The following is a 14,056-nucleotide window of genomic DNA, read 5'->3' on the forward strand; positions in this document are numbered from 1 at the left end:
CACGTCCCGGCAGGCCCGGGCGACACGCAGGCGCGCGGCGGATGCACGGCGAATACAAGATGCCCGGCGGCAAGCTGGTGGTGATGGACCTCGCGCTGCGCGACGGCCGGCTCGCCGACGTGCGGCTGAGCGGCGATTTCTTCCTGGAACCGGATACGGCGCTGCCGGCCATCGACGCCGCGCTGGAAGGCCGGCCCGTCGCGAGCGACGACGCCACGCTCGCCGCCGCCGTCGAGGCCGCGCTCCCTGCAGGCACCATGATGTACGGCATCTCCGTCGAGGCCATCCTCGTCGCGCTGCGCCGTGCCCTGCACGAAGGCGCGCACGCATGAGCCGCAGCGAATGGCGCGACCACGACTGGCGGCTGATCCACGCCGCGCCGCAGCCGCCGTTGCTGCACATGGCGCTGGACGAAGCGTTGCTGACGGAAGTCGGCGCGGGCCGGCGTCCGCCCACGCTGCGGCTGTGGGAATGGGCCGCCCCCGCGGTGGTGATCGGGCGGTTCCAGTCGCTGCGCAACGAGGTGGACGGCGAGGCCGCGCGGCGCCACGGCATCGAGGTGGTGCGGCGCATCTCCGGTGGCGGCGCGATGTTCATCGAGCCGGGCAACACCATCACCTATTCGGTCTACGCACCGCTGTCGATGGTCGAAGGCCTGAGCTTCCAGGAATCCTACGCGCTGATGGACGCGTGGGTGCTGGAGGCGCTGCGCGAACTGGGCATCGAGGCCTGGTACCAGCCGCTCAACGACATCGCCTCCGCCGCGGGCAAGATCGGCGGCGCCGCGCAGACGCGCCGCGGCGGCGCCCTGCTGCACCACGTCACCATGGCCTACGACATCGACGCGGCGAAGATGCTGGACGTGCTGCGCATCGGCCGCGAGAAGCTGTCCGACAAGGGCACCGCCAGCGCCGCCAAGCGCGTCGATCCGCTGCGCAGCCAGACCGGCCTGCCGCGCGCGGCGGTGGTCGAACGCATGCTGGACACCTTCCGCCGCCTGCATGGGCTCGCCGACGACTCGCTGCGCGAGGAGGAACAGGTGCAGGCGCAGGCGCTGGTGAAGGACAAGTTCGGCACGGATGCGTGGATCGCCGACGTGCCCTGACCGGCGCGGCTCAACGCAGCAACGGCAGGATGTGTTCCAGGCTCAGCTGCGCCACCGGCACGTCCGGCGCGGCGGGATCGACCCAGCACAGTTCGGCGATCTCGGCCTGGGCGCGGATCGCGCTGCTCACCTCGACCAGGTAGACCTCGGCCTCCACCACGTAGCCGCGCTCGTTCGCGGCGGGCGCGCTGGCGCGGCACAGGAAACGCGCCGAACCGGGTACCAGCGTGCAGCCAAGCTCCTCGCGCAGCTCGCGCGCCAGCGTGGCCTGGTCGTCCGCGTCGCCGGGATCGCGCTTGCCGCCGGGCTGCTGGAACACCGTGGTGCCGTGCTTGCGTACCAGCAGGGTGCGGCCGGCCGCGTCGCAAATCACCGCGGCGACGATGCGGATGCGCTTCGCCGCCGCGCTCACGACCGGCTGCACGACCACGACTGCATGCGCCCGTCCTTGTATGGCATTACGCCGTGGAACGGGCGCGGGTCCGCGTCGAACACCAGCGGCAGGAAGTGGCGGTCGCCTTCCCACATCGGCAGGTCCAGCAGCCGGTCGCGCGCCACCCATTCCAGCGTTCCTTCCGGGTTGGCGGCCAGCGGCGTGCCTTCGTAGCGGTCGATCAGGAAGATGAAGCCCAGCCAGTCCTCGCCCTGCTTGCCGAAGCCGGGCCAGTTCAGCGTGCCGCGCAGCTGCATCGACAGGCATTCGATGCCGGCCTCCTCGCGGATCTCGCGGCACATGCAGGCGGCGATGTCCTCGCCCGGCTCCATCTTGCCGCCCAGGCCGTTGTACTTGCCCAGGTGCTGGTCGTCGGGCCGGGCGTTGCGGTGGATCATCAGCACCCGGCTGCCGTCGGGCGAGAGGACGTAGCCCAGGGTGGCGACGATGGGGGTGTAGGGCATGGCGAAACGACCGCGGAAAGCGGCCATTCTAGCGGCTTTGTGACGCCGGCCCCGGATGCGGCGTCCGCGGACTTGCGCCGACGGCCGCCGGGCGGCGACCATCCGCGGATGCGCATGATGCCCCGCCCCCCCCGCATGCTGCGTCGCTGGCGCCCGCTGGCGCTGCTCGCGCTGCTTGCGTGCGCCGCCGGTTGCAACAGCTCCGCCCGCACGCCCAGCAGCCGCGAGCTGAGTTTCGACGGCCAGAACTACCGGGTGGTGACGCTGGACCTGAAGCGCGACCCGCTCAGCCTGCACTGGCGCGACCCGGCCAGCAGCGAGGCCTACGGCGACATCGAGACGCTGCAGCAATGGGGCGAGGCGCGCGGCCAGCGCCTGCTGTTCGCCACCAACGCAGGCATCTACGACCGCCAGAACGCCCCGCTGGGCCTGTACGTGGAGAACGGCAAGACCCTGGTGCCGCTGAACCTGGCGCACGGCAACCCGGCCTCCGGCAACTTCTCGCTGCTGCCGAACGGCGTGTTCGCGGTCTACCCCGACGGCCACGCCGCCGTGCGCACCAGCGCCGACTTCAAGGCCGACGGCAAGCCCGCGCGCTGGGCCACGCAGTCCGGCCCCATGCTGGTGATCGCCGGCCAGCTCAATCCGCAGTTCGTGGACGATTCCGGCAGCCTGAAATGGCGCAGCGGCGTGTGCGCGAAGACGCCGCACGAAGTGGTGTTCGCGGTGAGCGAGGTGCCGGTGAATTTCCACGACTTCGCGCGGCTGTTCCGCGACGAACTGGGCTGCCGCGACGCGCTGTATCTCGACGGCAGCATCTCGCAGATCTTCGTCAACGGCGACGGCTACGCAGGCGCGCCGGCCTTCCTGGTCCGGCCCTACGCGGGCATCTTCGCCGTCTTCGCGCCGCAATGAGCGCGCGCCGCCGCCGCTGGGTGCGCGGCCTGCTGCTCGGGGTGGCTGTGCTGCTGTCGGGCGCGTTCGCCGCCGGCTGGTACGCGCTGGCCGGCAGCCGCGCCCGGCTGGATGGCGAAGTGCGCACCGGCGGCGTGCAGGCGCCGGTGCAGATCCAGCGCGACGCGCTGGGCACGGTCACGTTCACCGGCAAGAGCCGCAGCGACCTGGACTTCGCGCAGGGCTACGTGCACGCACAGGAACGCTGGTTCGAGATGGACCTGACGCGTCGCGCCGCCGCGGGCGAGCTGGCCGAACTGGTCGGGCCGCCGGCGCTGGCGATCGACATCGAGCATCGCCGCCATCGCCTGCGGGCGGTGGCGACAGCCGCCTATGCCCAGCTTTCCCCGGCCGACCGGCTGGCGCTGGAACGCTACCGCGACGGCGTCAACGCCGGGCTCGCCGCGCTGCGCGTACGGCCCTGGGAATACCTGCTGCTGCGCACGAAGCCCAGGCCGTGGCGCGCGGAGGACACCTTGCTGGTGATCGCCGCGATGTACCTGGACCTCAACGGCGACGGCCGCAACACGCGCGAGCTGCACATCGCCCAGATGCGCGCGACGCTGCCCGGCCCGCTGGTGGATTTCCTGCTCGCACCCGACCCCGAGTGGGAGGCGCCGCTGCAAGGCCCGCTGTCGCCGCAGCCGGTGCCGCCCGATGCCGGCACGTTCGACCTGCGCCGCCTGCCCGCCGCCAAGCCGGCCGCCAGCCTTGCCGCGCTGCTCGCGCCCAGCCACGACGCGCGGCGCCCCGGCAGCAACAGCTTCGCGGTGGCCGGCAGGCTCACCGGCAGCGGGGCGGCGATGCTGGCGAACGACATGCACCTGGGCCTGCGCGTGCCCAACATCTGGTTCCGCACCCGCCTGCGCTATCCCGACCCCGCCGCGCCGCACGGCGAGCGCGACGTGGTCGGCGTGGGCCTGCCCGGCACGCCGGCGGTGGTGGTGGGCTCCAACGGCCAGCTCGCCTGGGGCTTCACCAACAGCTACGGCGACTGGATGGACTGGGTGCGCGTGCAGCGCGATCCGCGCGATCCCTCGCGCTACCAGGTGCCCGGCGGCTGGGACACGCTGCAGACGCACCAGGAAATCATCCGGGTGAAGGACGCGGCGCCGCACACGCTGGCGGTGGAAGACACGCGCTGGGGCCCGATCCTCGCGAAGGACACCGACGGCACGCCGCTGGCGCTGGCCTGGATCGGCCAGCAGCCGCGTTCCTACAACCTCGAGCTGATGCAGCTGGAACACACCGCCACCGCCGCGGCCGCGCTGGATCTCGCGCCCCGCTTCGGCATGCCGCCGCAGAACATCCTGGTGGCCGACAGCGCGGGCCACGTCGGCTGGACCATCGCCGGCAACGGCGTTCCCTTGCGCGCCGGCCACGACCCCCAGCTGCCCGCCGACTGGTCGCAGCCGGGCAGCGGCTGGACCGGCCGGGCCGCCGCAGCGCAGTACCCGCGCGTGTCCGATCCCGCGGACGGCCGGCTGTGGACGGCGAACAACCGCACCGTGGGCGGCGAGGCGCTGGCGCTGCTCGGCGACGGCGGCCACGACCTCGGCGCGCGCGCGCGGCAGATCCGCGACGACTTGTCCGCGCGGGCCGATTTCATGCCCGGCAATCTGCTCGACATCCAGCTCGACGACCGTGCGGTATTCCTCGCCCGCTGGCAGCGCCTGCTGCAGGACACGCTGGCCGACGCGCGCGATCCGTCGCTGCGCCAGTTGCGCGAACTCACCGCCGCCTGGAGCGGCCGCGCCGATCCGGACAGCGTGGATTACCGCCTGGTGCGCGCGTTCCGCCACGAGGTGCAGGACGCGGTGCTCGCTCCGTTCGCCGCCCGCGTCCACGCAAAGTATCCCGACTTCGCCTGGCCCGGCCTCGGCAACCCGGAGGCCGCGCTGTGGATGCTGGTGCAACGCCAGCCGATGAACCTGCTGGACCCGGCCTACGCGGACTGGCACGCGCTGCTGCTGGATGCCGCGCGCCGCGTGGCCGACCGGCAGGGCGCGCGACCCGGCGGCCTGGCCGCGCGCCGCTGGGGCGAGATCAACCATGCGGGAATCGCGCACCCGCTGTCGCGCGCCCTGCCCGGTTTCCTGGCGCACTTCCTCGACATGCCGGCAGACGAACTGCCCGGCGACGACAACATGCCGCGTGTGGCGCGCCCCGGCTTCGGCGCTTCCGAACGCCTGGCGGTGTCGCCCGGCCACGAGGCGCAAGGCATCCTCGAAATGCCGGGCGGACAGAGCGACAACCCGCTGTCGCCGTATTACGGCGCCGGCCACGAAGACTGGGTGCGCGGCCGCCCCACCCCGCTGCTGCCGGGTCCGGCGCAGCACACGCTGGTGCTGGAGCCGGCGACGCCGTAGGCCGGCCTCACATCGGCGGCACGGTGCCGTCCAGGCCCACGCTCACCACCGCGGCCGTCACCGGGTCGCCGGGCGGGCCCGCCACGAAGACATGCGCGCCCACCACCAGCGCGCTGCGGTCGGCCGGCCGGAACGTCACCACCGGCGCGTTCGCCGGCACCTCGATGGTCTTTTCGCCCTTGCCGTAATCGACCACCAGCCGAAGCTGGCCCTGGCCGGCCACGGTCTTCACCGTACCGTTCGTCATCGCCGAGGGCATCGCGGCGCCACGGCTCACCTGCTTGACGCTGCCGTTGGTCATCGCGGTCGGCAACCGGCTGCCACCGGCCGGCAGGTCCCAGGGGTAGTCGCCCAGGCCCATGCCCTTCATCGCCGGCGGAAACACCACCACTTCCAGCGCGCGGGCGGCGTTGCCATCCGGCACGTTGGCCGAACCGATGAACGATCCCGGCTTGATCTCCGCCAGCGTGCCCGGAACCACCCCGGCAATGCGCGTGGTGTCGGCGATCGCGACGCGGCGCGGGCCGTCGCTGGTCTGCACGGTGAAACCGGTGGCGGTCACCTGGGTGATCGCCCCGCGCACGTGGATCGGCCGATCCGCAGCAGCGGCAGACAGGCTGGCCACTGCGGTGGCGGCGAACAACACGGCAAGCGCGAGCTTGCCGCGACGGAGCGGATGGATTTGCATGGGCATGGCTACCTCGGGGACGGGACGGAATGGGAATCGCCCTGTCCTTTCGCCGCGGAGGCGCGGAACGTTACCTGGCCATGCCCGGCTGTCGCGCCGGCCGCGTCAGCCCAGCGAGTAATCGAAGCTGTACGAGTGGCCGCCCTGCGCGTCGATGTGGATCGCCAGCGCGCCGGTGAGCCCGGCCAGTTCGTCGGTGCCCGAATCCGGCACCACGCGCACGGTCAGCGTGGGCGTGCCGCGGTCCATCGTGCCCGAGTGCTGCAGCACGAAGGCGCCGCGCCGCCCGTGCAGCGTGCCGGTCACGCGCTCCATCGCCACGTAGCCGGCCGAGCCGTCCACCGCGCTGCGGAACGCCAGCATCTCGCCCAGGCTGTGCGCCTCCAGATCGCCGCTGAATTGCTTGTCGATGCCCATGCGGCCGAGGCCGCTGTCGGCGTGCGCGGGCGATTGCGGTTCGAGTTTTACCGTGAACGTGCCGGTGGCCTGCATGGTCAGCTCTCCCGATGAAATGTCGCCTGCGTCAGACGTCCAGTTGCATGCCCGGTTCCGCCAGCGTCACCTTGACGCCGAAGCGCTGCTGCAGGATCGCCGCCAGCGCCTCGCGCGCCGGATTCTCGCCATGCGCCAGCGCCACCGGCGGATGCTCGGGGCCGCTGGCGTACCAGTCCAGCAAACCCTGCTGGTCGGCGTGTGCGGAGAGGCCGCCCACGGTGTGGATCTGCGCACGCACGGAAATGTCGTTGCCGAACAGGCGCACGCGCGGCACGCGGTTCACCAGCAGCCGCCCCAGTGTGCCTGCGGCCTGGTAGCCCACGAAGATCACGTGGTTGCGCGCGTAGGCAAGGTTGTTCGCCAGGTGGTGGCGCACGCGGCCGCCGTTCGCCATGCCGGAACCGGCGATAACGATGGCGCCGCCGTGGATGCGGTTGATCGCCTTGCTGTCGTCCACGCTCTCGCTGACGCGCAGGTTCGGCAGCTTGAACGGCTTGATGCGCCCACTCCACACCTTGGCCGCCGCGCTGTCGAACAATTCCTCGTGGCTGTCGTACACCGCCATCACCTTGGCCGCCATCGGGCTGTCGAGGAAGATCGTCCACTTCGCGAGGCCCCAGTCCTCGTAGTGTTCGGCGAACCAGTACAGCAGTTCCTGGCTGCGCCCCACCGCGAACGCGGGAATCACCACGTTGCCGCCGTCCGCGCGCGCCGCGGCGAGGATCTGTCCCAGCTCGGCCACGGTGGCGGCGCGGTCCTTGTGGTTGCGGTCGCCGTAGGTGGATTCCATCAGGATCAGGTCGGTGCGCGGCGCCGGCGCGGGATCGCGCAGGATCGGCGTGCCGCGCATGCCGACGTCGCCGGTGAACAGCATCGAGCGGCCGTCCGCGCGCAGCTCCAGCATCGCCGAACCGAGGATGTGCCCCGCCTCGTGCAGGCGCAGGGTCACGCCGGGCAGGATTTCCGTGTCCTTTTCGTACGGCAGCGGACGCAGTTGCCGCTGCGCGACGGTCACGTCGGCGGCGGTGTAGAGCGGCACCGCCTCCGGTTCGTGCGGCGCGCGGTCGCGGTTCTCGAATTCGGCGCTGCGCTCGGCCAGCGACGCGGCGTCGAGCAGCATGATGGGAAACAGGCCGCAGGTGGCCTCCTGCGCCCAGATCGGCCCGCTGAAGCCGCGCTTGACCAGCAGCGGCACGCGGCCGATGTGGTCGATGTGCGCATGGCTGAGCACCAGCGCATCGATGGATGCGGGATCGAACCCGAACGGCTCCGCGTTGCGCGCCTCCGCTTCGCGGCTGCCCTGCACCATGCCGCAGTCGAACAGGATGCGCTTGCCGGCCGCCTCGACCAGATGGCACGAACCCGTGACTTCGCCGCCTGCCGCACCGTGGAATTCGATCCGCATGTCGCCTCCTCGTGGCACTTCGTTCCGGCCGAGCATAGTTCGCGGCGGCCTGTGAAGTCGAAGCATCGGTCCGCGCGCCCTTCGACTCCGGCGCTGCGGGCCTGCGCCCGGGGTGAACGGGTACTCACATGGACGGAGGCTCAGGGCGAACGATCGGGGGAATCCGCCAGCATCCGCTCGCAGATCGCCCGGTACAGGTCCGGCAGGCGTTCAAGTTCGGCCACGTCCACGCATTCGTCCACCTTGTGGATGCTCGCGTTGACCGGGCCCAGTTCCACCACCTCGGCGCCCAGCGGCGCGATGAAGCGGCCGTCCGAGGTGCCGCCGCCGGTGCTCTGTTCGGGCTCGATGCCGCACAGCTCGCGGCACACCGCCACCACCACGTCGCGCAGCTTGCCGCCGGGCGGCGTGAGGAAAGGTTCGCCGGAGAGGTTCCATTCCAGCGCGAAATCCAGCCCGTGCCGTTGCAGGATCGCCTCGGTGCGCGCACGCAGGTCATCGGCGCGGCTGGCGGTGCAGTAGCGGAAGTTGATCAGCGCGGTGAGCTCGCCCGGAATCACGTTGTTCGCGCCGGTGCCCGCGTTGAGGTTGGACACCTGGAACGAGGTGGGCGGGAAATCCGCATTGCCTTCGTCCCAGCGCTCGGCGGCGAGTTCCGCCAGCGCGGGGGCGAAGGCGTGGATGGGATTCAGCGCCTTCTCCGGATACGCCACGTGCCCCTGCACGCCACGCACGACCAGCGTGCCGGAGAGCGAACCGCGGCGACCCACGCGGATCAGGTCGCCCAGTGTCGCCTTCGCCGATGGCTCGCCCACCACGCACCAGTCGATGCGCTCGCCGCTGGCGCGGAAACCTTCGGCCACCTTGCGCACGCCGTCGAGGTTGGTCGGGCCTTCCTCGTCGCTGGTGAGCAGCAGCGCGACGCGGCCCGCATGGTTCGGTTGCGCTGCCACGAAACCTTCCAGCGCCACCGCCATCGCCGCCACCGAGCCTTTCATGTCGGCGGCGCCGCGGCCGTACAACTTTCCCTGCCGGACGACCGATTCGAACGGCGGGCTCTGCCACGCCGTTTCCGGCCCGCTCGGCACCACGTCGGTATGGCCGAGGAAGGCGAGGGTCGGCCCGCCGTCGCCGTGCACGGCCCACAAGTTGTCCACCTCGCCATGGCGCAGGTGCGCGATGCGAAAACCAACACGCCGCAGCCGTTCGGCCAGCAGCGCCTGGCAGCCGGCGTCGTCCGGCGTCACCGAGCGGCGGCGGATCAGTTCGCAGGCGAGGGCTAGCACATCGGACATGGCGACGGATCGGCGGAGAAGGAGTGCCGCAGCATAGCGCGCGTTGCCGCTCAGCCGGCGATCACGCTGCCCAGCAGATGCCCCACGCCGTAGGTGATCGCCGCCGCGGCCACGGTGATCGCGAACTGCCGCGTGATCGAGAACAGCACGCCGCGCCCGGTGAACAGCGAGGTGCCCGTGCCGATGAACGCCAGTCCCACGGCGGTGGCGGCGACGCTGCCCAGCATGGCGGCGTGGCCGTGCAGGAACAGGTAGGGCGCGACCGGGAACGCGGCGCCGAACGCGAACAGGCAGAACGAGGATATCGCCGCGCCCCATGCGGAACCGCCCAGCTCGTCCGGATCGACGCCCAGATCCTCGCGCACCACGGTATCCAGCGCGGCGCGCGGCGTCTCGGTGAGATGCTCGGCCAGGTGTTCCGCCTCGGCATGGCCCAGGCCCTTCCCGCGGTAGATGCCGGCGATGTGGCGCACGCCGTCCTCCGGCGCCACCGCGAGGCGCTCCGCGCGCTCGGTGATCTGCGCCTGGTAGAACTCGCGCGAACTGTTCACGCTCAGCCATTCGCCCAGCGCCATCGAGCAGGCGCCGGCCACCAGACCGGCCAGGCCGGCGAGCAGCACGGCGCGGTCGTTGGCGGCTGCGCCGGCCATGCCCATCACCAGGCTGACGTTGGAGACCAGGCCGTCGTTCGCGCCCAGCACGGCGGCGCGCAACGTGTTGCCGCTCTGCGCGCGATGATTGTGGCCACGGGGCGCACGCAGGTGCGGCGGCACGAAATGGTCGCGGTGGCCGCTGCGGTCCACCGGCGTGGCGTCGCGGTCGGCATGCTCCAGCCGCACCACGGTAGGCATCACGAATTCGGTGCCGAAGGCCCGCGCGAACCAGCTCAGCATGCGTACGCGCATGCCGGTGCGCGGCGGCGGCACGGTCGCGCCCTGCTCGCGCAGGCGCGACTCCCAGAACGCAGCGTTGGCCTGCTCGCCCTCGGCGATGCGCCGGTACGCGCGCGCCAGCCGCGGATCGGCGGCCAGCTCGGCCAGCCGCGCATACAGCGCGGCGTTGTCGCGCTCGATGCGCAGGTTGATGCGGTCGCGGCGCAGACGGTGGTCGCCCACGGCGTCAGCGGCCGAACAGCTTCTTGAAGCCATTGTCGCTGAAGCCCACGCTGACGCTGCCGTCTTCCTGCAGCACCACCGGGCGACGGATCAGCGCGGGGTACTCCTTCAGCAGCAGGGTCCACTCCGGATCGGTGCCGGGGTTCTTGCGCTGGGGCAGCAGGTTGCGCCAGGTGGTGGAGGACTTGTTGACCAGTGCCTCCCAGCCGCCCAGCTGCTGCGCCCAGGCCTTCAGCGTGGCGGCCGGCACCGGCTCGGCGCGGTAGTCCACGAACGCGTACGGCACGGCGAAGCGGTCCAGCCAGTTGCGCGCCTTGCGGCAGGTGTCGCAGGTGGGCAGGCCGTAGATCGTCGCGCTCATTCGCCGCTCCGCAGCAGCTCGTTGATCGAGGTCTTGGAGCGCGTCTTCTCGTCCACCTGCTTCACGATCACCGCCGCGTAGAGACTGTGCGAGCCGTCCTTCGCGGGCAGGCTGCCGGCCACCACCACGCTGCCGGCGGGGATGCGTCCGTAGCTCACCTCGCCGGTGGCGCGGTTGTAGATGCGCGTGGACTGGCCGAGGAACACGCCCATGCCGATCACGCTGCCCTGCTCCACCACCACGCCCTCGACCACTTCCGAGCGCGCGCCGATGAAGCAGTGGTCCCCGATGATCGTGGGATTCGCCTGCAGCGGCTCCAGCACGCCGCCGATGCCCACGCCGCCGGAAAGGTGCACGCCCGCGCCGATCTGCGCGCAGGAGCCCACGGTGGCCCAGGTATCGACCATGGTGCCGGCGCCCACGTACGCACCGATGTTGACGTAGCTGGGCATCAGCACCGCGTCCTTCGCGATGTGCGCGCCGCGGCGCACCAGCGCGCCGGGCACCACGCGCGCGCCCAGGCCCTGCAGCTCGGCGTCGTTGCCGTGGGCGAAGCGCAGCGGCACCTTGTCGAAGGCCAGTGCGGAGCCGCCGTCGACCACGCGGTTGCCGTTGATGCGGAAGTACAGCAGCACCGCCTTCTTCAGCCACTGGTTGACCTTCCAGCCGCCCTGCCCGTCCGGCTCGGCCACGCGGCGCTCGCCGGACTCCAGCAGGTCCAGCACCTGGTTCAACGCGGGGCGCAGGTGGGTCTCGACCTCGGCATGGGTCAGCTCGTTGCGGCGTTCGAAGGCGTCGTCGATCAGGGACTCGATGCTTTGCATGGCGAATGGACGTCCAAATAAGTCGGGGAAACCCCGCCATTGTGCCCGCCCGCGCCGCGCGGGGAAACCGTCCGTCCCCGCATGCCGCCGCGCGATCACGCCAGCGTCAGCAGAATGGGCACGGCGACGCCGGCGAGGAACACCGCGACCAGCCGCCCCACGCGGCGCGAATGTCGCCACGCCATGTACAGGCCGGTGAGCGTGGACACGGTCAGCGACAGCGCGACCAGCGCGGTGAACACCTTCAGCGGCAGCGGGTTCCTTTTCGGCGTGGCCGGTGCCGGCGCAGGGGTTGGCGCCGCAGCCACGCCCGGCGCCGCCGCGGGGTTCGCGGCCGGGCGCGGCTTGCGCACCGGCAGGTCCGGGGTCTGCTTCTTGTGCAGTTGCGCCGCCACCGCCAGCCAGCGCGGCGGCGCGTAGCTGCTGCCGCGCGTGGTCTCGTGCAGGCTGAAGGTTTGCAGGCCGCCGGTGATCGCGAAGAACAGCAGCGCCGGCGCGGTGAACACGCCGAGGTAGAGATGCAGCTGGCGACAGGCCTTGAGGAAGCGATGGTTCAATGGCATGGAAGGAACGTCTGCGAATGATAATCTCTATCATTTAAACAGATGTGGCCGGGGCCGGGAAGCGTGCTGCGCCCAGCCAGCCGCTGCCGCCTAGCCCCGCTCCGGTGCCGCGTCCAGCCGCTGGTGCAGCGCCTGCAGCAGGCGTCGCTGCTGCGCGCCGGTGAGCGGCGCGTCGTGGCGGTCGCTGAGTTCGAAGAAGTCCTCCACCCGCTCGCCGAAGGTGGCGATGCGGGCGTCGTGCACGCGGGCGTCGCAGGCCACCAGGATCTGCGCCACCGCGGCCAGCAGGCCCGGGCGGTCGCTGCAGGTCAGCGCCATGCGCGTGCGCCCGTCGACCCGGGTGAAGTCGATGCGCGGCGGCATCTGGAAATGCTTCAGCTGGCGCGACATGTTGCGGCGTGGCGGCAGGATCTGCCCGCCCTGCGCGAGCCCGCGCTGCATGCGCTGGCGCAGCTCTTCCGCACGCAGCGCGCTGGCCGGCTGCTGACCATCCGTCTCCAGCAGCAGGAAGGTGTCCATCGCCATGCCGGCGGTGGATACCAGGATGCGCGCCTCGACCACCGAGAAGTGCAGCCGGTCCAGCATCGCGGTGACGCTGGCGAACAAGCCGTCGCGGTCGGGCGTGCAGACGAACAGCTCGGTGCTGCCGCGCACCGACAGCGGATGCACGGCGACCAGCGGCCACGCGCCGTCCGCGCGCAGGATCGCCGTGGTCTGCCACGCGATCTGCTCGGGCCGATGGCGCAGGAAGCTGGATTCGGGGAACGCGTTCCACGCCTGCTCCACCGCCGCCGCGTCGATACCCTCGGCGCGCAGCAGCGCCAGCGCCTCCGCGCGGCACTCCTGCAGCCGCGCCGTGGCGTCGTGCGCGGGCTGCGTGTCGCTGCGCAGCGCGTGGCGGGTGGCCGCGTGGAGGTCGGCCAGCAGGCGGTCCTTCCAGCCGTTCCACAGCTTGGGGCTGGTGCCGATGATGTCGGCCACGGTGAGCAGGTAGAGCTGGCCCAGCCGCTCGCGGTCGCCGACCACGTCGGCGAAGCGCTGCACCACCTCGGGATCGGTGATGTCCTGGCGCTGCGCGGTGGTGCTCATCAGCAGATGCCAGCGCACCAGCCACGCCACGCGTTCCGCGTCGGCCGCGGGCAGCGCCAGCTTCGTGCAGAACGCGCGCGCGTCGCTCTCGCCCAGTACCGAGTGGTCGCCGCCGCGGCCCTTGGCGACGTCGTGGAACAGGCCGGCCAGCAGCATCAGCTCGGGCTTGTCCAGCGCGGGCCAGATCGTGGAGGCGAGCGGGAATTCCGCTTCCGCGGCAGGGTCGGCGAAGAACGCCATCTGGCGCAGCACGCGCAGCGTGTGTTCGTCCACCGTGTAGACGTGGAACAGGTCGTACTGCATGCGGCCGAACACCTGGCCGAACGCCGGCATGATCGCGGCGAGCAGGCCGTGCCGGTTCATCCGCCACAGCGCGTCCACCGCGGGCGCACCCCGCCGCAGCAGGCGCAGGAAGGCGGCCAGCACCGTGGGATCGTCGGCCAGCTTGCCGTCGTGCTGGGCGGTGGCCTGGTGGATGCGCCGCATGGTGTCCGCGCTGAAACCCTTCAGGCCCTGCTCGTCCAGCCGCGCGATGAAGATCTCCACCAGCGCCGCCGGCCGCCGCACGAACAGCTGCGGATCGCGCGCCGACAGGCGGGTGCCGTGGCGGACGAAATCCTCGCCCACCGGCTGCGCCTCGCCGGGCGGTTCCAGCAGTTCCACGAAGCGCTCGGCGATCTGCACGCCCAGCCGCTCGACCTGGCTGGCCGCGCGGTAATAGCCCTGCATGAACTGCTCGACGCCGAGGTTCTTCTCGTGCTCGTCCTCGAAGCCCAGCCGCACCGCCAGCGCGCGCTGGTAGTCGAACAGCAGCCGTTCCTCCGGCCGCCCGGCCTCCAGGTGCAAGGCCCAGCGGTAGCGGCGCAGCGTGGCCTCGGCCTCGCACAGGCTGGCGC

The 14,056-nt window shown here is 71.6% G+C and carries 15 protein-coding genes; 4 read left to right on the forward strand and 11 right to left on the reverse strand.

The annotated features are described in order from the left end of the window. Window positions 1-41 precede the first annotated feature (41 nt). Together PCA_RS11665 and PCA_RS11670 are read left to right on the forward strand one after the other, a co-directional pair. Window positions 42-332, forward strand: coding sequence for a biotin--protein ligase (locus PCA_RS11665; protein ID WP_181302781.1), 291 nt, complete (start codon window positions 42-44; stop codon window positions 330-332). Beyond that, window positions 329-1,105: a biotin/lipoate A/B protein ligase family protein gene (locus PCA_RS11670; RefSeq protein ID WP_181302782.1), complete on the forward strand. Its 777-nt coding sequence runs from the start codon at window positions 329-331 to the stop codon at window positions 1,103-1,105. The genes PCA_RS11665 and PCA_RS11670 overlap by 4 nt, the downstream gene beginning before the upstream one ends. Before the next feature lie 10 nt (window positions 1,106-1,115). Here the strand turns inward: PCA_RS11670 and PCA_RS11675 are convergent, their stop codons facing one another. Together PCA_RS11675 and PCA_RS11680 are read right to left on the reverse strand one after the other, a co-directional pair. Then, window positions 1,116-1,517 carry an NUDIX domain-containing protein gene (locus tag PCA_RS11675; protein ID WP_181302803.1) on the reverse strand — a complete coding sequence of 134 codons (402 nt, stop codon included), beginning with the start codon at window positions 1,515-1,517 and terminating at the stop codon, window positions 1,116-1,118. Beyond that, window positions 1,514-2,002 (reverse strand): 8-oxo-dGTP diphosphatase, encoded by a 489-nt coding sequence (locus tag PCA_RS11680; protein ID WP_181302783.1) that lies wholly within the window; start codon window positions 2,000-2,002, stop codon window positions 1,514-1,516. The genes PCA_RS11675 and PCA_RS11680 overlap by 4 nt, the downstream gene beginning before the upstream one ends. Window positions 2,003-2,119: 117 nt before the next feature. On the opposite strand from PCA_RS11680, the gene PCA_RS11685 reads away from it, so the two are divergent. Together PCA_RS11685 and PCA_RS11690 are read left to right on the forward strand one after the other, a co-directional pair. Further along, window positions 2,120-2,917, forward strand: a complete 798-nt coding sequence (locus PCA_RS11685; protein ID WP_255436804.1) for a phosphodiester glycosidase family protein — start codon at window positions 2,120-2,122, stop codon at window positions 2,915-2,917. Then, the gene (locus PCA_RS11690) at window positions 2,914-5,325 is read left to right on the forward strand and encodes a penicillin acylase family protein (RefSeq protein WP_181302784.1); all 2,412 of its coding nucleotides are present in this window, start codon (window positions 2,914-2,916) and stop codon (window positions 5,323-5,325) included. The genes PCA_RS11685 and PCA_RS11690 overlap by 4 nt, the downstream gene beginning before the upstream one ends. A gap of 7 nt (window positions 5,326-5,332) precedes the next feature. Here PCA_RS11690 and PCA_RS11695 read toward each other — a convergent pair whose 3' ends face one another. The 9 genes from PCA_RS11695 to glnD all read right to left on the reverse strand — a co-directional run. Continuing rightward, entirely contained in the window at window positions 5,333-6,019 is a 687-nt protein-coding gene (locus tag PCA_RS11695; protein ID WP_181302785.1) for a metal ABC transporter permease, read from the reverse strand. Between the two features lie 99 nt (window positions 6,020-6,118). Further along, complete coding sequence (locus PCA_RS11700; protein WP_219918741.1) at window positions 6,119-6,505, reverse strand: DUF3224 domain-containing protein; 387 nt, start codon at window positions 6,503-6,505, stop codon at window positions 6,119-6,121. Between the two features lie 31 nt (window positions 6,506-6,536). Next, window positions 6,537-7,913 carry an MBL fold metallo-hydrolase gene (locus tag PCA_RS11705; protein ID WP_181302786.1) on the reverse strand — a complete coding sequence of 459 codons (1,377 nt, stop codon included), beginning with the start codon at window positions 7,911-7,913 and terminating at the stop codon, window positions 6,537-6,539. Between the two features lie 140 nt (window positions 7,914-8,053). Beyond that, window positions 8,054-9,208, reverse strand: coding sequence for a succinyl-diaminopimelate desuccinylase (gene dapE / locus PCA_RS11710; RefSeq protein ID WP_181302787.1), 1,155 nt, complete (start codon window positions 9,206-9,208; stop codon window positions 8,054-8,056). A 50-nt stretch (window positions 9,209-9,258) separates the two neighbouring features. Continuing rightward, complete coding sequence (locus PCA_RS11715) at window positions 9,259-10,323, reverse strand: VIT1/CCC1 transporter family protein (RefSeq protein ID WP_181302788.1); 1,065 nt, start codon at window positions 10,321-10,323, stop codon at window positions 9,259-9,261. Between the two features lie 4 nt (window positions 10,324-10,327). Beyond that, window positions 10,328-10,684 carry a Spx/MgsR family RNA polymerase-binding regulatory protein gene (locus PCA_RS11720; RefSeq protein WP_181302789.1) on the reverse strand — a complete coding sequence of 119 codons (357 nt, stop codon included), beginning with the start codon at window positions 10,682-10,684 and terminating at the stop codon, window positions 10,328-10,330. Further along, window positions 10,681-11,688, reverse strand: coding sequence for a 2,3,4,5-tetrahydropyridine-2,6-dicarboxylate N-succinyltransferase (gene dapD / locus PCA_RS11725; RefSeq protein ID WP_343204442.1), 1,008 nt, complete (start codon window positions 11,686-11,688; stop codon window positions 10,681-10,683). Before dapD ends, PCA_RS11720 begins: the two co-directional genes overlap by 4 nt. Further along, complete coding sequence (locus PCA_RS11730) at window positions 11,604-12,071, reverse strand: PepSY domain-containing protein (RefSeq protein ID WP_181302791.1); 468 nt, start codon at window positions 12,069-12,071, stop codon at window positions 11,604-11,606. The genes dapD and PCA_RS11730 overlap by 85 nt, the downstream gene beginning before the upstream one ends. 90 nt (window positions 12,072-12,161) lie before the next feature. Beyond that, on the reverse strand, window positions 12,162-14,056 hold a 1,895-nt coding region (glnD, locus tag PCA_RS11735; RefSeq protein WP_181302792.1), incomplete at its 5' end, for a [protein-PII] uridylyltransferase.

Origin of the sequence: Rhodanobacter sp. PCA2, from assembly GCF_013620825.1 — a bacterium.
Taxonomy (GTDB): domain Bacteria; phylum Pseudomonadota; class Gammaproteobacteria; order Xanthomonadales; family Rhodanobacteraceae; genus Rhodanobacter_A.